General features: G+C 38.4%; 13 protein-coding genes and 1 pseudogene. 1 reads left to right on the forward strand and 13 read right to left on the reverse strand.

Annotation, left to right across the window (positions count from 1 at the left end; translation table 11 throughout):
- Position 1 precedes the first annotated feature (1 nt).
- A complete protein-coding gene (locus BQ7400_RS04235) occupies positions 2 to 712 on the reverse strand; it encodes a tRNA threonylcarbamoyladenosine dehydratase (RefSeq protein ID WP_072469593.1) in 711 nt (236 codons plus the stop codon).
- Between the two features lie 38 nt (positions 713 to 750).
- Positions 751 to 912 carry a hypothetical protein gene (locus BQ7400_RS10590; protein WP_180371951.1) on the reverse strand — a complete coding sequence of 54 codons (162 nt, stop codon included), beginning with the start codon at positions 910 to 912 and terminating at the stop codon, positions 751 to 753.
- A 109-nt stretch (positions 913 to 1021) separates the two neighbouring features.
- Here BQ7400_RS10590 and BQ7400_RS04240 point away from each other — a divergent pair, with 109 nt between their 5' ends.
- Positions 1022 to 2176, forward strand: coding sequence for an ISL3 family transposase (locus BQ7400_RS04240; protein ID WP_165478613.1), 1155 nt, complete (start codon positions 1022 to 1024; stop codon positions 2174 to 2176).
- Between the two features lie 53 nt (positions 2177 to 2229).
- Here the strand turns inward: BQ7400_RS04240 and BQ7400_RS10320 are convergent, their stop codons facing one another.
- The 11 genes and pseudogenes from BQ7400_RS10320 to BQ7400_RS04300 form a co-directional block, all read right to left on the reverse strand.
- Entirely contained in the window at positions 2230 to 9039 is a 6810-nt protein-coding gene (locus BQ7400_RS10320; RefSeq protein ID WP_083553268.1) for an S-layer homology domain-containing protein, read from the reverse strand.
- A gap of 174 nt (positions 9040 to 9213) precedes the next feature.
- Positions 9214 to 10698 carry an aldehyde dehydrogenase family protein gene (locus tag BQ7400_RS04255; RefSeq protein WP_034438910.1) on the reverse strand — a complete coding sequence of 495 codons (1485 nt, stop codon included), beginning with the start codon at positions 10696 to 10698 and terminating at the stop codon, positions 9214 to 9216.
- A 125-nt stretch (positions 10699 to 10823) separates the two neighbouring features.
- Positions 10824 to 11618 carry a metal ABC transporter permease gene (locus BQ7400_RS04260; protein WP_072469594.1) on the reverse strand — a complete coding sequence of 265 codons (795 nt, stop codon included), beginning with the start codon at positions 11616 to 11618 and terminating at the stop codon, positions 10824 to 10826.
- Positions 11612 to 12163, reverse strand: a pseudogene (locus BQ7400_RS04265) (metal ABC transporter ATP-binding protein); the annotation flags it as partial. The pseudogene BQ7400_RS04265 and the gene BQ7400_RS04260, both read right to left, overlap by 7 nt.
- A gap of 69 nt (positions 12164 to 12232) precedes the next feature.
- Positions 12233 to 13036 carry a KilA-N domain-containing protein gene (locus BQ7400_RS04270; RefSeq protein WP_072469595.1) on the reverse strand — a complete coding sequence of 268 codons (804 nt, stop codon included), beginning with the start codon at positions 13034 to 13036 and terminating at the stop codon, positions 12233 to 12235.
- A gap of 189 nt (positions 13037 to 13225) precedes the next feature.
- Positions 13226 to 14746 (reverse strand): recombinase family protein, encoded by a 1521-nt coding sequence (locus tag BQ7400_RS04275; protein ID WP_072469596.1) that lies wholly within the window; start codon positions 14744 to 14746, stop codon positions 13226 to 13228.
- Positions 14739 to 16481, reverse strand: coding sequence for a recombinase family protein (locus BQ7400_RS04280; RefSeq protein ID WP_072469597.1), 1743 nt, complete (start codon positions 16479 to 16481; stop codon positions 14739 to 14741). The genes BQ7400_RS04275 and BQ7400_RS04280 overlap by 8 nt, the downstream gene beginning before the upstream one ends.
- The gene (locus BQ7400_RS04285) at positions 16474 to 18192 is read right to left on the reverse strand and encodes a recombinase family protein (protein ID WP_072469598.1); all 1719 of its coding nucleotides are present in this window, start codon (positions 18190 to 18192) and stop codon (positions 16474 to 16476) included. Before BQ7400_RS04285 ends, BQ7400_RS04280 begins: the two co-directional genes overlap by 8 nt.
- Positions 18193 to 18290: 98 nt before the next feature.
- Positions 18291 to 18458: an aminoacyl-tRNA hydrolase gene (locus tag BQ7400_RS04290; RefSeq protein ID WP_072469599.1), complete on the reverse strand. Its 168-nt coding sequence runs from the start codon at positions 18456 to 18458 to the stop codon at positions 18291 to 18293.
- 451 nt (positions 18459 to 18909) lie between these two features.
- The gene (locus BQ7400_RS04295) at positions 18910 to 19314 is read right to left on the reverse strand and encodes a sigma factor-like helix-turn-helix DNA-binding protein (RefSeq protein ID WP_072469600.1); all 405 of its coding nucleotides are present in this window, start codon (positions 19312 to 19314) and stop codon (positions 18910 to 18912) included.
- 811 nt (positions 19315 to 20125) lie between these two features.
- Positions 20126 to 21469, reverse strand: a complete 1344-nt coding sequence (locus BQ7400_RS04300; protein ID WP_072469601.1) for an MATE family efflux transporter — start codon at positions 21467 to 21469, stop codon at positions 20126 to 20128.
- Between the last annotated feature and the right edge of the window lie 17 nt (positions 21470 to 21486).

Below are 21486 nucleotides of genomic sequence, written 5' to 3' on the forward strand. Positions count from 1 at the left end.
CTTATCCTTCACTTTCATCTGTTTGCTTCAATTCTTCCACCCAATGGTTCAAGAGGATGCTGGCTAAAAAATACCCAGCCACCGGCGGCACAAAAGACAGGCTCCCCGGCTTGGACGTCTTGGGAAAATCCTCCGACCTCTGGGGACTTTCCTGGGAGAAAACCACAGGAAAATCTTTTATCCCCGCCTCCTTACACTTGCGGCGCAGGACCCGGGCCAGGGGGTCTACCTGGGTCTTATAGAGACTTCCAATCTCAATCTTTTCAGGATGGCACTTGTTCCCCATCCCCATAGAGGACAGGAGAAAAAATCCCCTTTCCTGGGCAAAACCATAGAGGGAAAGCTTGGCCCCAACATCGTCAATACAATCCACCACCCCATCATAGGAGTCTGTAAAAAGAGAAAAATCCTCCTTTACCATGATCTCATGGACTTGGACCTGGGCCTGGGGGTTAATATCCAGGACCCTTTCCTTGGCCACCTGGACCTTGGGCCGACCCAGAGTCTTTTCCGTAGCCAAAAGTTGCCGGTTGAGGTTGCTGGAATCAAAGACATCCCCATCCACCAGGGTAAAGTGGCCCACATTTAACCGGGCCAGGGCTTCCAGGCAGGCTCCCCCCACTCCCCCGAGACCAAAAATTAAAACTTTTTTGTCTTTTAGGGCCTCTTGAGCCCCTTTCCCAATGATCATTTGGCTGCGAATTGTATCCATACTTCCTCCTGTCTATATCTTATTAATTATACCATAAGTCACCGGGCCTTGACTTGGATTTTGCCATAAAATCTGGCAAAGATAAGGCCCCTTAAAAAGAAAATTCCCTGGCCTTCTTTAGGGCAAAAAAAAGCATGGATTTCTCCATGCTTTAAAAAAGGTTCTATAATAAATGTTGGGGTCCCCCTAGACTCCAACATTTATTTTTTGCCATAAAAAATGCACTTATCTCTTTTTTCCTTTACAATAAAGTTACCACAACAAAATGAAAGGGTGAGATAAGTGCAAAACTATACTAACACAAATCTATTGAATTTAAAAGGTGTCTCTATTGACGAGGTGGTCTCTTTTGATGACCACATTGATGTAAAACTCCATTCTTTATACAAGGAGGGACTTTGTCCTGTTTGTGGTCATAAGACCTCTCGCATCCATGATTATCGTCTGCAAAGGATCCAACACACGCCTATTGGCTTACGGAAGGTCTTTCTTTTTCTTCGGAAGAAACGCTTTGTTTGTCCTCATTGTCAGAAGCGCTTTTATGAGTCTTTGGATTTCTTAGCTCCTTATTCTAGACGGACTAAGGATCTCCACTTCTTTATCCAAGACCAATTAAAACAGGTCCGGTCTTTATCTTCTATTGCCAAGGACTTGGGTTTATCTTCCTCTTGTCTCACAAGCTATCTAAAGTTGGCTCCAAGGAGGCGGCCAAATCTTCCTCGGGTCTTAAGTATGGATGAGTTTAAGGGAAATGCTGGTGGGGATAAATACCAATGTATTTTAGTGGATCCAATCCATCACCAGGTACTGGATATTTTACCCTCTCGACGAAAGAAGGCTTTAATGGACTACTTTTCTTCTTTTCCCAAGGAAGAACGAAGAAGGGTGAAGTATGTGGTTATGGATATGAGTCATCTTTTCTACGCCGTCTTAAAGGAATTCTTCCCTCAGGCAACCTTCATTGCGGATAAGTTTCATTTTGCCAGACAAGTCTTTTGGGCCTTAGAGAATGTCCGCAAGACACGACAAAAGACAAGGGATGCAAAGTATCGCCTCTACTTTAAACGGTCCAAGTCCATCCTACGGAAAAAAGGCAGTCGGCTAAGCCCCGAAGAAAAAGAAAAGCTGGAACTAATGCTTTGGCAAGACAAGGAAATCAAAGAAGCTTATCTCTTAAAAGAACGCTTTTATGACGTCTTAGATGCCTCCAGCAAAGAAGAAGCAAGACAGGCCTTAGACAAGTGGCTGTGGGTTGCTAAAGAAAGTGGATTAAAGGAATTTAAAGCCAGTATTCGGGCCTATGAAAACTGGAAAGAAGAAATCCTAAACGCCTTTTCCACAGGCATCACCAATGGACAAACAGAAGGCTTTAACAACAAAATCAAAGTGATTAAACGGGTTTCCTATGGGTATCGGAATTTTGAGAACTTTAAGAGTCGCATTTTAATGGTCTTTCGAGCATAAGAAAGGGGCGAGAATAGATCTCACCCCAACATTTGACAAAGAGCCTTAAAAAATTATTTTTTATTAATTTCCAACCAGTCTTCAACTTTTCCGCCCTTGTCCCTTCTTTCGAAGTCGTGGCTGTTGGTTGCTTCCATGATTTCATAGAAGGCCCAGTGGCTGGTGGTCAGGTCTGAGAACTTAGAAAGTCTAGTGGGATTTTCCAGTTTTTCCTTCAGGCCCCGTTCATCCACAGACCGGCCCATAAGACTGTTGGCAATGGTGACTGCTTCTGCCCGTGTAATAGGTGCATCGGGTTTAAAGGTCCCGTCTGGGTAACCCTTGATTCGGCCGTTGCCATAGGCTTGGTTGATAGCCGCTTCTGCCCAATGGCCCTTGACATCCTTAAAGGAAGCCACAGCCCCATTTGCCTGGTCAATATTTTTAATCATTTGTGCAAATTCCGCCCGGGTGATCTTTTCATTGGGTCGGAAACTTCCATCTTGGTAGCCCTTCATGAGGCCATTTTTAAAGACCGCATTGATGGCTGCCTTGAACCAGCCCACCTTGGTGTCAGAGAACTTGGGAGCTGTCTTGTCAGATAGGTCGTAGCCCTTTAACCTTGCAATCATGGCTGCCGCTTCAGACCGGGTAATGTTGGCATCCGGCCGGAAGGTTCCATCCGTATAACCATACATATAGGCTTGGTGACGACCCCGTTCAGTAACCTGCTTGGTTTCCTTTTGAACCAGGCCTTGAGAAGCCCCGCCAAATCCTCCATTGCCAAAGAAGAACCAGCTTCCCCTACCGGCTTCCGGCCTTTCGGGTCCTTGTGTCTTTCCTTTGACGGTTTCTTCTGGTTTTAATTTACCAATTTCTTTTCCATCTTTATCTGTTACAGTTACTGATCCGTCATTGCCTACTGTTACTTTCGCATCTGCTGGTAGGTCTGGATTTGCTTTCTTAACTGCTTCTTCTACTTTACCTTTTTCTTCATCGGTTAAGTTAGATGGGTCTTTTACTTCAACTGGTTTTGCTGGAGCATTGATTTTATCTTCACCTGGAGTTTTTGCTGTAGCTTTTGATGTTTCAGTTGGTTTTGATGCATTTCCTGTCTCATCTTTTGCTACTGCACTTACTTCTGTACCATCTTTAACTTTGTCTGCAGGGATTACAATTTTTCCATCTTCAACTTTTAATCCGCTATCAGCTGGTACTGTCCATTTTCCTGTTTCTGGATCTTTTGTTGCTGTAACTTTCTTTTCGTTTCCGTCGTTGTCTTTGTATGTTACTTCAACTGTCTTTGTATCTGCATCTGTTGGTGGTGTTACTGTTACATCTCCATTGTCTTTTGCTTCTACTTTCGGTGCTGCCGGTGCTGTTGTATCAGTTTCTCCTGGTGTTTTTGCATTAGCTTTTGATGTGTCTGTTGGTGTTGATGCATTACCTGCTTTATCTTTTGCTACTGCACTTACTTCTGTACCGTCTGCTACCTTATCTGCTGGTACTGTAATTACGCCTGTGTCTGGATCGACGGTTACGTCTGATCCTTCTGGTACTGACCATTTTCCGGTTTGCGGATCTTTTGTTGCTGTAACTTTTACTGGTTCTGTCTTACCTGTTGGTGTATATGTTACTTCAACTTCTTTTGTATCGGCATCTGTTGGTGGTGTTACTGTTACATCTCCATTGTCTTTTGCTTCTACTTTTGGTGCTGCCGGTGCTTCCTTGTCTTTTTCTACAAGTAGAACGCCCGTGATTTTATCTTCGGATCCGTCACTATATTTAATGGTGGCATCTCCGTCGTCTGCAATGGTGATTTCTGTTCCTTCCGGCAAGGTACTATTTCCACCTTCTTTATTGGCATTTTCGATTGCCTCTTTAACAGCAGCTTTTTCATCATCTGTTAATGCTTCAGGTTTGGCGACAATCGTCTTGTCCGGTACCTTGGGCGTGGTCTTGTCGGCCAGGGTTGTGGTGGTGACGCTTCTTTCAGAAGACTTATTGCCACTGGCATCTTCCGCCGATGCACTTACTGTGGATGCCGGCTTAATTTTGTCAGCCGGGATATTGATTTTACCATCTTCCACCTGAAGGCCGCTTTCTGCGGGTACGGTCCAGTTTCCGTCGTTATCCCGCTTTGCTACAACTTCTTTAGGATTGCCATCTTTATCCGTGTACTTAATGGTTACGGTCTTAGCATCCTTATCTTTCGGCAAGGTGACGGTCACATTGTCTTGTTCGTCTTTTGCTATATCCGGTGCGTCAGGCGCTTTGTTGTCTTTCGAGGTCGCCGTGATTTCATCGGAGGTGTTGTCGCCGTCTTTGGCTACGGCTTTTACTTCCGAGTTATTTTGAATCTTGTTTGCCGGAATGGTAATGAGGCCGTTATCTTCGTTGACGGTTACACCTTCAACTGCCGGATCCAGTTTCCATTTGCCGTCTTCTTTTTTGGCAATAATCTGAGCCTTATTTCCTTCGGCGTCGGTGTAGTCTAGTTGAAGCTCTTTTGTTCTGTCGTCAATGGGACGTGCAAAGACGCGGCCATCTTCGATGGCAGTCATCCTCGGATTTTCAAGCTTCTTGACCACGGTATCGGCCGGGTCAAGTGAACCGTGCTTTTTACCATCAGCGGAGGTGACGGATACGGAACCGTCATTTGCCACGGTAATCGTCGCATCACTTGGCAAATCTTGATTAGCATCTTTTACCGCTTGTTTTACCGCTTCTTTTTCTTCCGTAGTCAAAGACTTCGGATCTTTAACAACGGTCTTTTCCGGTGCCTTCAGACTGATAGTTTTGGTCGTATCGTCCTCTGTAACCGTCTTTGACGGGTCAATCGTTTTAGTTTCATTGCCCATGGGAACGGTGACTTTCCCATTGTCATCCACTTGGATTTCATCATTTGTAAAAGCCAGGTCGGGATTGGCTTCCTTCACGGCTTCACGAACGGCATTCTTTTCCGCTTCCGTCAGGTGTTCTTTATCGGAAACTTCCGTTTTCTTAATGTTTTCATTTAATGTTTTACCCGTTCTGTCGAAAGGCTTCACGGTGTCGGAGCCTGCCAGTTTCCCAGACTTGTCGCCGTCGGTGACGGTGACATTGCCGTTAGCGTCAACCGTTACTACTGCATTTTCGCTTAGATTGGTTTTATTAGCTTCCTTAACGGCTTCCGCAACCTTATCTCTTTCAGGCCCGGTCAAGTTGTTGACGTCTTTAACTTCAACTTTTTCCGGTTTTTCCAGCTTAATGACATTGTCTTCTTTCACGACGGTTTTTTCGGAGGGCACTTTGCCTGTCTTGCCGCCCTTGTCGATGCTGACATTGCCCTTTTCATCAACGGTAATGTCCTCTTTCGTTAAGTTCAAGTCCGGGTTAGCTGCGATAATGGCATCTTTAACTTTGTCTTTTTCATCATCATTTAAGGCATCAGGATTTTTAACCTCCACGGGTTTTTCCGGTGGGTTAATGTTGTTTAAGACTTCTTTTTGCTTAACGGTTTTCTCTGCCGGAATTTCGCCGGTCTTGCCGTCCTTGGTCACCGTAACCTTCCCATCGCTACCTACGGTGATGTCGTCTTTTGTTAAGCCAGCATCTGGGTTGGCTGCGATAACGGCATCTTTAACGGCATCTTTTTCCTTTGTCGTCAAGTCGGTCTTATCCGAAACGGGAACGGGATTTTCAGGCTCTTTTAATTTTAATTCTTTGTCCGCATCTTTTGCCCAAACAGCGTAGACGGTTTTGGAAGCAGCGACATTATCGAAATCGGTGACATTTGCTTCTGTAGCATCTTTTTTATCTGCCCAGCCTTTAAAAGTGTAGCCTTCTTTTGTGGGATCAGCCGGCTTTGTTACCTTACTGCCTTCAGCTTTCGCCGTGGTCGTGTCCTTGCCGTCTTTAAACTTACCGCCATTGGCATCAAAGGTGACGACGGTATCATCGGAGTAGATGGCGTAAACAACCAAGTGTTTTGTTACTGGTGTTTCGTTGGTGAAGATTTGTTCTTTTTGAAGAGCATTGAATTTATCTGCAGTAACAACTGCCTTGTCGCCTAGTGCTTTTTTACCTTCTTTGGTTACCCAGCCAAGGAAGTTTTTACCTTGAAGCTTCGGTGCTTCGGGGAATTTGTCCCCTGTGTTAGTATCGGCATTGGCCCCTTCAAAGCCGTTGGCAGTATAGCCTGCTTCACCATAGAACTTGACGTTATCGGGAGCGATCTTAACGACCTTATCAACTTGTTTGCCGTCTTCTGTTAATTTACCGGTGTTTGCATCAAACAATACCCTGGCTCTGACTCTTGTTTCGATTAAGTCGGAGGGCAGGGAGGACCCGTCCGATGCAGTGGAAACAAACTTCATATCCTTTAATAAGGTTAAAGGTGTTTCGGTCTTATTATCAGAGTGGTAGGGAAGCATCTTGGTCAGATCAAAGGTATATTCATAGGCCTTGTAGGTCTTTTCAGCTTCTGCAAATTGCGCATCGAAGATGTCTTTCTTAGCAATGGTTAATTCTTTTCTTACATCTGGGCCAACTAATTCGCCCTTGTCATCATACTCATTGCCGGCAGCTTCAACCTTGCCAAAGAGCTTTTGAGGTCCTTCGTAAAGGGTTCTTACCTTACCGCCATCATACTTGGTGTAACCCACGATCTTTGTGGTGTCTGTATTGAACTTGTCATTATCAGCAGGAAGCACTCTGGGGTTCTTGTAGAAGTCGTCGGTTCCTTCCGCATAGTCGTTGGTAAAGAGGACTTGGTAAGGGGTGTAAAGGGATTTGTTAATGGATAAAACCGATCGCTTGTCCGAATGGTCTGTCCAGGTTAACAAATTCACTGTTTCTTTGGATTTTTCCAAGGGAAGGTATTTGAACCTGGATGTTTCGGATTCGATTTTATTTCCATCGGCATCGTAGGATTCGACGATAATGTCTTCGCCTTCTTTTAATGCCTTGGTATTGATATAGAAGTTCCCACCGGATGCTAAGGTCGACCCGTTAGAGACGCCGGTCAATACACCGTCTTTGTCTTTGTAAGACCAGGTAAGTTTAGGCTCGAATTTTAATTCGCCCTTGGTTCCATTTTTAAGTGTGTATTTTAATACAAAATGCCCCTTCTTCCCTTGCTTGTAAAGGTGCATATTGATGTTTCTGTCCTTTTGCAGGGTCAGGGTCGCTGCACCTTCGTTAATCTTGGTTCCGTTGTGGATTTGAAGGAAGTTGATTTTTTCATCGCCTTCGAAGGAAGAGGTGTAGGGCATGTAAATCTTTAATTTCTTGCCGCTTTTTACTGTTGTCCCTTCGCCAATGGTAAATTGGAAAATGCCGTCGGCAATTTCTTCAAAATTATCCAGAGCAGACTTGCTAAAGATATAGCCGTTGTAGTAGCCTTGGGGCCGCCGCAGGATAGCTTGCTCGCCCCCCACTTGGATCATGATTTGCTTGCCCTTGGCATTTGCTCCGGCATCCACCATAAAGGAGTCCCCTTCTTGGACGACGTAGTCATTGTCAAAGGGTCTTTCATAGACGAGCCAGCCGTCGTCGTTGGGGTTGGTCCAACCGGACATGGTGGAGTAGTCAAGCTTTCTCGTATAGTTGCTGCTGAAGGTGTTTTCAAATTGACCCTTGTCTACAAGGTAGTCAATGGCTGTAATGTAAACGCCCGAAAGCATGGTGTATTGGTCGTGTTGAGGAATGCCCACGACTTTTACATCGTTTTTATTTGTAAAGCCTGCCGGTGCCAAGACAACATATGCAAGTTCCTTGTCCCCTTCAACCTTTATTGTATTTATTTCCGATTTCTTTATCCCTATCTTGTGGGCATATGGGGATTCTTCCCTGCCGATCGTGAGAAGATTGATATAGGCCACATAGCCGTCATCATCTTCTTTTAAATAGTTGAGAAGGTTGGCATCAAAAACTTGGGTAAAGGCAATACGTTGATCGCCCACCGTTGGCGTGGCCGCACTTCCCGCTCTTTGACCCATGTATTGGGTCCGGATGATCCCTAAATTAGAAACGTCCTTGTATTGGTCGGGGTTGGCGATAAATTCCGACATAAAGAATTCTTGGTTGGTGGCATTGTTGCCGTCGGCTTGCAAACCGCCCTTGATAAATAGATTATTTAGATTGTCTTCCAGAGAGACGGATGTGGTCTTGGTATAACTGGAATAGTCCATAGACGACTTCCCGGGTGCATAGGCATAAACTCTCGTATAATCACTATTTGTAAGCCGCATTTGAATAATGTAGTTTTTCTTAGGCAGGCTTTCCAGGGTAACGCCGTCTTTTAATACTAGGTTAATGGGCAAGTTTTTTCGGCTGTTGGTTCTGTCGCCGACTGCCGTAGCTACATCAAAGCCTCTACCTTTAATGCCGGTGACCGGATCAAAGGTAAATCTGGTCTTGCCGTCCCTTCCAAATACATAGGAGTTGCCGAAGTCGATGTATTGGTCTAGGTCGCCAAAGTCAACTAAGGCCCTAGTCCAAACTCCGGATGCGGCTTTGCCTCTTTCTTTGTAAATGAGTCGAATGACGTATCGTCCGTTGGCGTTGATGTACATGCCATCGTAGTCGATGTCGTTCATTAGAATCGGGTCGGATGTGGTCACTCGAACTAAGTTTTGAGAATCTTCCACCTTCCAACGAGACTTGTCTTTAATTCTGGCTTCCCAGTTGGGCTTGGTGTAGTAGGTGGCACTTGATATGGTATCTGGACTTGCCGCCCTGTATAGGCCTAGGGATCTTGCCTGGCTCACCTTTTCAGCAACAATTTTCTCCCGCATGGTGGGAGTTGCCGCCGCCATGACATGGTAGGGTGCAGAGCCCAAGACCATGGAGGCCGCCATGGCCATGGCCAGGGGTCTTCTTAAATCTTTCTTTTTGCTCATTTTCTCTCTCCGTTCATCTTTCTATTTTTTCTACACTTTCGAATCTATTATACCATATCTTGTCAAATGAGTCTTGGGGCTTTTGAGCCTTTAAAATACAGATTTTTTAATAGAAATTCTCACTTTTACCGGTCCAATAAAAAAGGAACAGTTTTAAACTGTTCCTCTTCCATCTTAATAGAGACCGGAGGGTTTTTCCGATGTATTGATAAAGATGTTTTTCACTTGTGAATAGGCATCCAGCATCATCTTGTGGTTTTCACGACCGATACCAGATTTTTTGTAGCCGCCAAAGGGGGCCCCTGCCGGGAGTTGGTTGTAGGTGTTGACCCACATTCTTCCGGTTTCAATGGCCCGGGCTACTCGCAAGGCCCGGTTAATATTCCGGGTCCAGACGGCCCCTCCCAGACCATATTCTGAATCGTTGGCCATAGCCACAACGTCTGCTTCCTCTTTAAAGGGAATGACAACGGCCACTGGTCCGAAAATTTCTTCCCGGGCCACGGTCATGTCGTTTTTCACCTGGGTAATGAGGGTGGGCATGGTGAAGTAGCCTTTTTCTGTCCCGTTTCCACAGGCTTTTTCGCCTCCTATGGCAATTTGGGCTCCTTCTTTCTTGGCCAGGTCAATATAGCCCAAGACTTTTTCTGTTTGGGACCGGTTGACTTGGGCTCCGATTTGGGTGTCTTCTTCCCAGGGGAGGCCCACCTTGATTTGGCTGAATTTTTCAACGGCTCTTTTAACGAATTCATCGTAGATGCCTTCTTGGACAAAGACCCTGGACCCTGCACAGCAAACTTGTCCTTGGTTAAATAGGATTCCCATAGCCAGGCCGTCTATGGCCAGGTCCAGGTCGCAATCGTCAAAGAAGATATTGGCGGACTTTCCTCCCAATTCCAAGGTTGCGGGAATTAGGTTTTTGGCTGCTGCATCGGCAATCTTATAGCCCACTTCTGTGGACCCGGTAAAGGCCAACTTGGACAGGTTTTTGTGGTCCAAGAGATATTGGCCCGACTTGGATCCGGACCCGGTGACGATGTTGATGACGCCCTTGGGGACAATGTCTTTAATGAGTTTCATCAATTCCAAAAGGGACAGGGAGGTGGTGGAGGATGGTTTCATCACCACGGCATCTCCGGCAGCCAGGGCCGGTGAAAGTTTCCAGGCGGCCATGAGGAAGGGGAAGTTCCAGGGGATGATTTGTCCCACAACTCCCAGGGGTTCTCTCAAGACAATGGACAGGGTGTTTTCGTCAATGGCATTGGCGGACCCTTCTTCGGCCAGGATGGCTCCGGCGAAATAACGGAAGTGTTCCGATGCCAAGGGAATGTCCACAGCCCTGGTTTCCCGAATGGGCTTGCCGTTGTCCAGGCTTTCCACCATGGCCAGGTGGTCACGGTTTTCGTCAATGACATCGGCAATTTTATTCAGGATGGCGGCCCGTTCATAGCGGCTGGTTTTTTTATATTCTCTAAAACCCTCCCAGGCTGCTTCTACGGCCTTGTCTACATCTTTTTGACTGGCTTGGGCAATGTGGGCTAGAAGTTCCCCATCTGCCGGGCAGTAGCTGGCTAGGGTTTCGCCATTTTCCGCTTCAACAAATTCTCCTCCAATGAAGAGTTTATATTCTTTATCGAGTTTAATATCTGGTTTAGACACGATTTCTACCTCTTTCAAAAGTATTTTCGATTCAAAAGAATCTTTTTTTATTTACCCCAATCCGGAGGCTTAAAACACTTTTTTGATAGAATCTATCACAAGTCCATTTTTCCCTTTTGTCCTGGCTAGGCCTTGCGTACCTTGCGGTAGAGGACAAAGACCAACATGCCCAAGACGGCATTGACTACAATGGCCCCACCGGGTTTGATGTCCAGGTAGAAGGAGAGGATGATCCCCACCATCATGTAGACAATACCCAGGCCAATGGTTAAAAGATAGGCCGACTTGTAGGACCGAGCCACAATTAAGGAGGTGGCCACCGGCAAAACAATTAGGGAAGTCACCATAAGGGCCCCTACAATTTTTACGGCCAAGGCAATGGTAATGGCCGAGAGAAAAGTAAAGACGGCGTTCATGGCCTTGACCTTGACTCCGGACAATCGGGCCAGGTTGGGGTCAATGGAAATGGCCAAAAGTCCCGAATAACCTGCAATGGATGCACAGAGGATGGCCACAAAGACCAGGCTTATGTTGATGACATCCATATTAGTCACCGAGGAAATGGACCCGAAAAGGTAGGATTCAAAGGAATTCCCTCCCGGGGCAAAGTCGGACAAGATGGCTGCAATTCCAAGACCCGTAGACATGATTACGGCCGTAGCCATGTCGCCGTATTGGGGAAACCTCTTGCGGATGACTTCGATTAAAAAGGCCGCAATGACACAGATAATGGCCGAGCCAACCAAGGGGTCGAAACCTAAAATCAGACCCATTCCAACTCCGGCCAAGGCTGTATGGGACAGGGCGTCTCCAATCATGGAGGTCTTTCGGTTGACCATCACCACCCCAATCATGGGGATCATAATGGACAAGAGCAGGCCCGCTAAAAGGGCCTTACGCATAAAGGCAAATTCTAACATTGGACCAGCCTCCCTTCTTCAATGCTGTAACGGTGTGAAATTTCCAAACAGGATTCCACTTCTTTCAATTCATGGGTTACCATGATGACAGTAATTCCCAGGTCCTGGTTTAGGTGGGCAATGGTCCGGAAGAATTTTTCCTTGTTGACCTTGTCCACTCCAGCCGTGGGTTCATCTAAAATCAAGAGCTTGGGTTGGTTAATCATGGCCCGGCAAATCATGGCCCTTTGTTGGAGGCCCCCGGACAATTCATTTACTGGGTATTTTTTATAGTCTGCCATGCCCATTTCTTCCAAGAGTTGCTCTGCCTTGGCATAGTGGCTCTTTCTTGGAATCTTAATGGGGCCAAAGTCCTCATAGAGGTTCAGGGCCACCAGCTCTAGGCAGGTAATGGGAAAGGCAATCTTATTGACGATATTAATTTGGGGGACATAGCCGATTTCTTTAAAGGACCGGTAGTCTTGGATCTTCTTGCCCAGGAGGTGAATTTCCCCCTTTTGGGCCTTGAGTTCCCCCAGCATGAGTTTTAAGAGGGTGGACTTTCCCTACAATGTCAAGCAATTGTTACATAAAATTAGACGATATTTCTATCGCCTAATTTATATACAAAACTTTTATTTTAACTTTTTTATACGTTCACTTTCTGTTAGAATCCTCATTTGTTCAATAGCAATTGCATTTAATTTTTCTATCCTTTCAGTTGCATCTATTCCCTCATTTATAAAAACAGCATTTAAGTTCTCAAGATTTGATAAACACACTAATTGTGATATATCAGCATAGTCTCTCATATTTCCTTTTAACTCCGGATTATTTTCACGCCATTCTTTTGCTGTCATTCCAAACAAAGCTACATTTAATATATCTGCTTCACTTGCATAGATATAGTTTATTCTCTCCTTTGATAATTTTTCAGGGACAAGTTTATTCTTAATTGCATCTGTATGAATTTTGTAATTTATCTTAGCTAAATTTCTCTTGATATCCCAACCTAATTGTTTTTGCTCTTCTTCCTTTAAGCGCTCAAACTCTTTAATTAGATAGAGCTTAAAATAAGGTGATACCCACGACGCAAATTCAAAAGCTATGTCTTTATGTGCATATGTTCCACCATATCTTCCTGCTTTGGCAACAATTCCGATAGAATTCGTCTTATTGACCCATTGTTTAACCGATAAAATAAAACGATTAAAACCTGCTTCATTTTTAATTCCCTCGAATTCGGTGGAATTAAAATTCGCATTATACATTTCTTCCCATATTCCTAAAAATTCAATTGTATTTTTATTCCTTAGCCATTTTTCTATTAGTGCCACACCATTTTCAACATTTCTAACCATGTCGGTTAAAGAAATATAATCTCTATTATCTATGGCAATAATGCTAATTTCTGATCCTTTTACATTTATTTTAGACACAAAAATCACCTCACAATATCTCATTTTAACTATAATTATATCATTTTTTTATTTGTTCCTAAATATTTACCCTATCAACTCATAGTAAACAGTACTATTTATTTTCGCAAATTTCCTCGCCATTATTTTCACTTTGGCGTATTAAAATTAAAGTTGGCGAGATTATGAGTTACTTTTAATGCTATTCATCTATTTTTCTAAAATTTCTATTTCTCCACTTCTTGATACAATTATTTTATCAATTTTATTGTCTAAATAAGCCTTCAATAAACTTTCTTCGTCTAAGACTGTAATATCCGTTTCTTTCCTTGAATCAATCTTCTCTGACTTCAATTCTTCCAACTTACTCTCCAATAATATCTTTTTATCTTGTATAAGAGATTTTTCCTTTAGATACGCCTCTTTTGAAATATTTTTCTTTTTATAGTTTTCATAGATGATTTGTAAATTACTGTTTAATATGGATATTTCCTTTAGAATCTCTTCTTTTACATTATTGTGTTCTATGACTTTCTCTTCATTTAATGTGTTTTGTATCTTAAAATCTTTTAATTTGGGTTTTATAAGTTCAATAATATCTCTCTCTTTGATATTGTTTGGTGTTTTCTCAGCTTTACATAAATTACAATAATAACTTTTATACTTGTGTATTTTATCTGAATTTTTCTTTTGTCTAATATCACTGCGAAAACTCATATGTCTACCACATTCTTTACAAAAAATCTTATCAGAAAAAATAGAACGATTTTTATTTCCTGTATATCCTCCAAAACTTCTTTTTTCTTTTATTTTCTTTACCTCATCAAATACTTCTCTTGAAATAATCGCTTCATGGGTATTTGGAAGTATTTTCCACTCCTCTTCAGGAAGTAAAATTCTTTTTCTTCCACCTATTTTTGTTTCTTTGAATTTATTATATACATAATCTCCTGTATATAGTTCGTTCCTTGTAATCTGTGAGATAGCTGCGTTTGTCCAAACTCTTTTCTTTACCTCACTTCCAGTAATTAAATTTCCAGTATAATCAGAAAGTTTCAGTTCTTCTTTTCGTTCAGAGCGTGTAATATAACCTTTTTCATTAAATATATTAGCCACTTGAATACACGAATATCCTTTTAGCAATAAATCAAAAGCTTCTTTAACTATAAAAGCTGTTTTTTCATCAATGATGATACTATGTTTATCTTTAGGATCTTTAATATATCCAAAAGGTGCTGCCCAATTTATATTTTTCCCCTGCGATTTAATTTGCCTAATAGAACTTCTTACCTTTTCAGATAATTCCTTACTGAATAAATCATAATACAATGTCTTAAACTGTGTATCTGTATCTAAGCCATTACCTTGTTCTTTTAAAGAATCATAGTTGTCATTAATAGCTATAAATCGTATTTTTAGAAATGGAAATATATTGCTCAAATAATCCCCAAGTAGGATATAATCTCTTGAAAACCTAGACATATCTTTTACAATTATAGTTCCTACTTTACCACTCTTTATATCCTCAATAAGCCTTAAAAATGAAGGTCTATTTGTATTAGTAGCAGAATATCCATCATCTACATATTCTTCTATTTCACAACTTTTTAAAGATGTTTCATTTTCAATGTAGCTTTTTATATAATCTCTTTGATTTACTATACTTACACTTTCATCTACTTTGTGATAATCTTCTTCAGAAAGTCTTAAATATATAGCTATCTTATTCATGCTCTACCTCCAACTGCTTTCCCATATCTTTATCAAGTTTAAACTTAAAATATATGGTAACCTGCTTATACTCTGATATTTCTATATGGCTAATTAATGTATCGACCAATTCTTTATCAACTTCTATGCTTTTAGCATCCAAGCAGCAAAATAGTACATCTATAAATTCTATAATTTCTCTTTTTATCTTTTTTATATTTCTTATTCTTTCATCAAAAACTTTTAACTCATTTTTTAAGGTTTTTATTTGATTATCTATTTTTTTACTTTCTATTTTAAAATCACTTAAAAGAATATCTCCTTTAACATAGTTTTCATATTGTTCTTGTAGATTGATCCTAAGAGAAGCAATCTTTTTATTATTTACATCTGTTTTTATAGAAACTTGATTTATCTTTTCAGCACTTTTATTTTCTAAATATATTTTTAGTTGTAATCTTTTATCCTTTTTATAAAAGCTTGAAAACAGTCTTTTTAAGGTATCTACTAAAATTTTGTCGAGGTCTGTTTCATATATTCTGACATGAGATTTTTCCAATTTTAATCTGTCTCCACCTTTACAATAATAGCAATAGCAAATCTCATCATGATATTTCAGTCCTCGTGGTCCATATTGTTTTTTCAAATTTCTACCACAAACACTGCATTGTATGAGGTCGTCATACTTTCCTTCTTTTTTATAATCTCTTTGAATTTTTACTCCAACATTTTCTTTTCCGTCTTTTATTATGTTTTTCAGTGAATGGTAAGGTAGATAGTTTTGTTTTTTCTCCTTTATCTCTCTGATATTTTCAAATGTAGTTTTGTCTATTAACCCTTCGTGGGTGTTCTCTGTTATAATCCACTCTTCTTTATCACGAAACTTACTTTTCCTACTTGGATCATGTCTATTTGAGTATACTCTTTGAATCAAATTCCCAATATATACTTCATCAGAAAGCATTTTTGATATATAAGAAATATCCCATTGTTTTGTATCTTCTTTATCCTTAAAAATTTTACCTGTTCTTTTATATTCATCAGGTGTCGTATATGTTTTAGTCAATTCTCTTGCTATTTGCATATTGGATTTACCTTGACCTGCCATATAAAAGATAAGTCTTACTACATCTGATGCCTTTTCGTCCATCACCAGAACTCTTTTTCCATCAATTTTATCAACCTTATAGCCATACGGAGCCATCGCTCCTATAAAAGACCCTTGTTTCATTTTTATTTCTTTAGAGGCTTTTATTTTCTTTGAAATATCTTTTGCGTATAAATCATTAAAGATATTTTTTATTGCTATTTCATAACTCTGTTCTGATTTTATACCGTCTTTAGTATCCAAATTATCATTTACGGAAATAAATCGAACTCCCAAAAATGGAAATACTTTTTCGATATAGTTTGCGATTTCTAAATACTCTCTACCAAACCTTGACATATCTTTTACTATGATACAATTTATCCTACCTGTTCGGATATCTTCCATCATTTCAATAAATGCAGGTCTTTTAAAATTTGTTCCAGAATACTCATAGTCCTTGTATACTCTTAAAATCTTTATATCTTTTTCTTTTGCAGCATTTATACAAAGTTCTTCCTGCATTTCAAGTGAATTACTTTTATCCCTGTAAGCTTCCTTTCTTTCCTGTGATAATCTAGCATAAATACCGGCAATGTATATTTTTTCAATCACTTTTCCAACTTCTGTTTCTGATTGTGATATATGCCTGTTTTTTGTTCTAGCCACAGCATACCTCACTTTCAGCACTTACAAGACTTTTATTCATAACAGTGGGAATAGTTTTTGACTTCCTGCTTTTATCGATACTTTTCTTTTTTATAGTGTTAGCTTTAATGTCAGACTTATCCATTTTTGTCATTTCTTCAAGTAAAGACAATTCTTCAGTATGATTAAATCTAACATCTATCGTCTTATCTTCAGAAATAAAAATTTTATCAATAAGCATCACAACAGACAATCTATCTATTTCAGATAAATTTTTATACTTGTTAATGTCGATGATCCAACTCTTATTTTTGTCAATCTTCTCCTTAGTATCTTCCTGTTTTTTTAATCTATACTCGATACTTTCATCTAATTTAGTCAATTTCTCTGTATAGTTTTTTCTAAAAAGTTGATATTCTTCTTTACTGATAACATCTTCTTTTAGGTCAAGGTATAGAGAAGATAAGAGTTCTTCTGTCATTGCTTTTTCTCGTTTTAGTAGAGGAATTTGATTGTCTTTCAAATTTTTATTTATATCTATACACTGAACTTTAGAATATAGATTTTCATTAAATTCAATGTAGGACTTCATTATTTTAGATACTGCTTTTATCAAGGTTTCTTCTTTTATGCTGTGTCTTGTGCAAGATTTTTCCTTGTTGTACTTTGAACAGATATAAAAAACCTCTTCTCTTTTTTTATACTTTACAGTCCTTCTAATCAAAGAACTTCCACATTCTTTACAAAAAAGCATTCCTGTAAAAACATCAATTTTGTCCTTTCCACGAGAGTTATTCAAATCTCTTTTTAACATAGTATTTGCAATAGTAAAAACTTCTTTACTTATAATTGCTTCATGGGTATTTTCTACTCTTATCCATTCTTCTTTCTCTTTTTCTATCTGCTTTTTATTTTTATAACTTAAAGTAACACTCTTTCCCTGCAATGTATTACCAATATATACTTCATTTTCTATAATTCTATTTACTGTCTTTGCTGACCAAGTTCCACCTTTTGTATTTTGAAATCCATTACACTTAAATCCTTGACTTTCTTTATATTTTCTTGGAGTTAAAACTCCTAAATGATTTAGTTCATCTGCAATTGCCTTTGAGGAATATCCCAAGAGTTTCATATCAAATATATTTTTGATAATATCCGATATCTTTTTATCAATCACTAACTTGTTTTTATTCTCCTCAGACTTTTTATATCCATAAGGTGCAAAAGCACTGATAAAGTCTCCTTTTTCTCTTTTTATCTTTTGAGAGCTTTTTACCTTATTGGAAATATCTCGGCAATAACTATCATTGATGAAGTTTTTTATAGGAAGTATAAGATGTGTATCGTTTATATCTGCACTTTTACTATCGTAATTGTCATTTACTGATATAAATCTTATACCGTTTTCCGGAAATATTCTTTGAATATATTTTCCAGCTTCTATATAATCTCTTCCGAATCTTGATAAGTCCTTTACAATAATTGTATTGAACTTTCTATCATAGGCAGCCTTTATCATTTCTTTAAAATTGGGACGATCAAAATTTGCACCTGAATACCCATCATCTACATACTCTTTTACTATTGGAATTTGATTTTTTCTTGCATAAGAGTTTATAATTTCTCTTTGATTGGATATAGAGTTACTTTCTGTTTTTTCGCCATCTTCTTTTGATAATCTTAAATACATAACTGCCAAATTTTCTTTTGCTAAATTGTTTTTAAACATAAAAAAGCCTCCTTTAATTCAATTTACATACAATAAATCGAACCAAGGTTAGGCTTCCACAAAAATATTATAACGCTCCTTATATTTTTTGTCAGCCCCTAATATACAGAAAATTTTTCTTTGATATATTCCTCTACTAAATTTTCTAAGTTAAATCCATTTTCATTAAATTTAACTTCTATGTTCCAACCATCAATTTGATTTATCATCTGTTTATCTTTTTTATCTGTTTTCATTTCTGTGTTTATATTATGTTCATCACACATAATATCTTCTCCTTATCTTTAATTTTTTTAAGTTTTTTGACATTAACAGGCGTGTAGGTCACGACATTGGAATTTCACCACCGCCCCTTTTCAAGATGAGCCGGCAACAACTGTAGAAGTATCATTATCCCCATTTGCTTCAATGCATCAGTTTCCTAGGCTGAATATATAATTTCTTTTTGTCGCTCGTTTTCTTTTATCCTTCTTTTAACTAGAGTATTTATTTAAACCGAAACTCTGATCAGCAGAAAAGTCATGGCGAAGAAATTATAAAGCTCCACAAATGGTTAATGTCCTGTCCTGGTCTATTCAGTTGTCAAGGTTCAAATCTATATATAACGAGGTTTTAAAAGTCCCTCTATATATAAACCTTAATTTTTATGCCTCTTGTTTCCATTTTTTTGAAGTATTTTTTAATTTCCCATAAAACAAGAAGATCCTTAGTAATTCCCTAATCTTCTACATCGAGTAGTTTTTTTAGTTTTTGTAATATTTTATTTCTTGATGTGAAAATTTTTTTGGAAGATACATCTTTTTCTTTTGCTAGATCTCGGATTGTTTTTTCTTCAAAATATAAAGCATCGATTATCTTTCTTTCTTCCTCATTTAAGTTATCAAGTGCCTTATATAGATCCCCTATTCTAAGCTTAGTCTCAATTATCTTTTCTACATTTACACTTTTATCTACTATATTTTCTATAGCATCATTTTCGCTTGTAAAATAAAGATCTCTATACTTTCTATCTAGTCTTGATAGATACTCTTCACGATTCTTTAGTTTCTTATATTCTCTATAAATTTCATCGCTTACATATATTTTCTTTCCATCCACATAAATATATTTTTCTTTAGACATCTTGTCCTCCTTTTCTTTTTCAAATTTTTTTTGAAAATAAAAAAAGGAGGACTGCGACATTTAGACATGCCGCGTCCTCTAAAAAATAATAGTTTAAAAACTAAATGCAGTTTTTTATTAAATCTAAAAAATAAAAATAAATATGATGTTTAAATAGGTAGATAAACTTATTATTTCCTTATATAGATTTTTTATCATTAAAGTATCTACCTCCATTACACATATATCTTTCTAAATATAGATATGAGCATAATTATCTTTTTTAGTATCTAAATATTTTATTGAAAGTATTAATAACTAAAGCTTGTCATGAAATTTATCAGCTTCCATGCTTGTGTGATTATCTAAATTATTATTAAAATAATTTATAAATCTGAGTTTTATTTGTTCTTTCAAATTCTTAAATTTTTAATCATCCTTAGATTCAACTAAAAAATAGCATATATAGATCTGAATTCTTCACAACTGAATATTTTATCTATTAATATTTCTATAATATTTGTATTAATAATACTGTCTACATCCTTTAATACAAATTCTATGAATTTCACAAAATTAAATTTTTCAGAAATTAAATCATATAAAATATCCTCTTTTCTTTTATAATAACTATATAAGCATCCTGTACTTATTCCCGCTTATATATATCATTGTTGACTTATTAAACCTTTTGGAAATAAATACTTTTTTCCCAGTTTTTTTGTATTTGTAATTTTTTTGATTGACGGATAATCTTTATCTTTTTGAATTTTCATTCACAATGAAAATCTCTCCCTTCAAAGTCTAAATATATTATTTTTTAAAATATTATTTAGTTGCCTTTTACCATTTTTGAAAGAGCTTTTCCTTGCATTATTAATCCAACTATAATCATCAATAAATCAACTGCCGGCTCTGCCCACCAAACTGCACTACTACCGAAAATTTTAGGAAGTATTAACATAGCTGGAACAAATAAAATAAGTTGTCTTAGCATTACAATCTTTCCTGCCTTTTTGCCATCACCAATAGCTTGGAAAAATGTTATGGTCATAACCATTACTCCGTATAAAATAAATACTGAGTAAAATAATCTAAGATTATTCAATCCTTGTGATATTATTTCTTCACTTACATTAAATCCTGATAGAATTTCTCTTGTAAATATTTGTACAGGTATCCAAAATATTGCAGCAAGAACTAGTCCGCCTATTGAAAATACTTTCATAGTTTCTCTTACCCTATCAAATTTTTTAGCACCAAAATTTGTTCCAACGACCGGTTGAAGTCCTTGGCTCATTCCCCAAAGTGGAATGAATGAAAAGGCATAAATTCTTAAAGTTGCTGCCATTAATATGCCGTTTGTCTCTCCTCCGTATAAAAAGGCTTGTTTATATAAAAGTGTCTGTTGAATCATAAAGAAAACTTGCATAATCATTGCAGAAACTCCTACACCAAACATTTCTTTATAAACTTCTTTATACTTTCTAATTTTTCCTATTTTTACATTTTCACTTTTATTTTTAAAGTAATATAAAGTTACAATAGCTTGAATAATTTGAGCAACTACGGTTGCAATGGCAGCCCCTTCTATGGCATATTCTCCCATAGCTTTCATAAGTATTGGATCAAGAATAATATTTATAAAGGCTCCCATTGCCATAATTCCCATGGCTCTTTTCATAAGACCTTCGCCACGCATAACCATATTAGCTGATTGTGTGAAGTTTACAAAAATAGAGCCTAAAAATATTACCCTTAAGTACCTAACTCCAAGTTCTTTAATCTCTCCACTTGCACCTACTAAGTCTAGAAAATGTGGAGCTAAAATTATTCCTCCAACTGTAATTATTACGGAAAATAAAATTACAAAATAAATCAAATTTCCCATAATCTTATCTACGGTTTCTCTATCACCTTTTCCAAGAGATCTAGATAAAATTGATGCACTTCCCACTCCAAGTAAAGTTGATGTACCACTGTTAAAAAATGTAAGTGGAAGTGCAACTCCACAAGCGGTCATTGCACTTTGTCCTATAATATTTCCTGCAAAAATTCCATCCATTAGTGGATAAAGACCTATTACTATCATTCCTATTACAGCAGGTATGGATAATTGAAAAAGTAAATCTATAGGTCTTTTTGTTAATAATTGTTCTTTCATATCTTGTTTCATAAAATTACCTCCTTTTT

Source organism: Urinicoccus massiliensis (assembly GCF_900120405.1).
GTDB lineage: Bacteria > Bacillota > Clostridia > Tissierellales > Peptoniphilaceae > Urinicoccus > Urinicoccus massiliensis.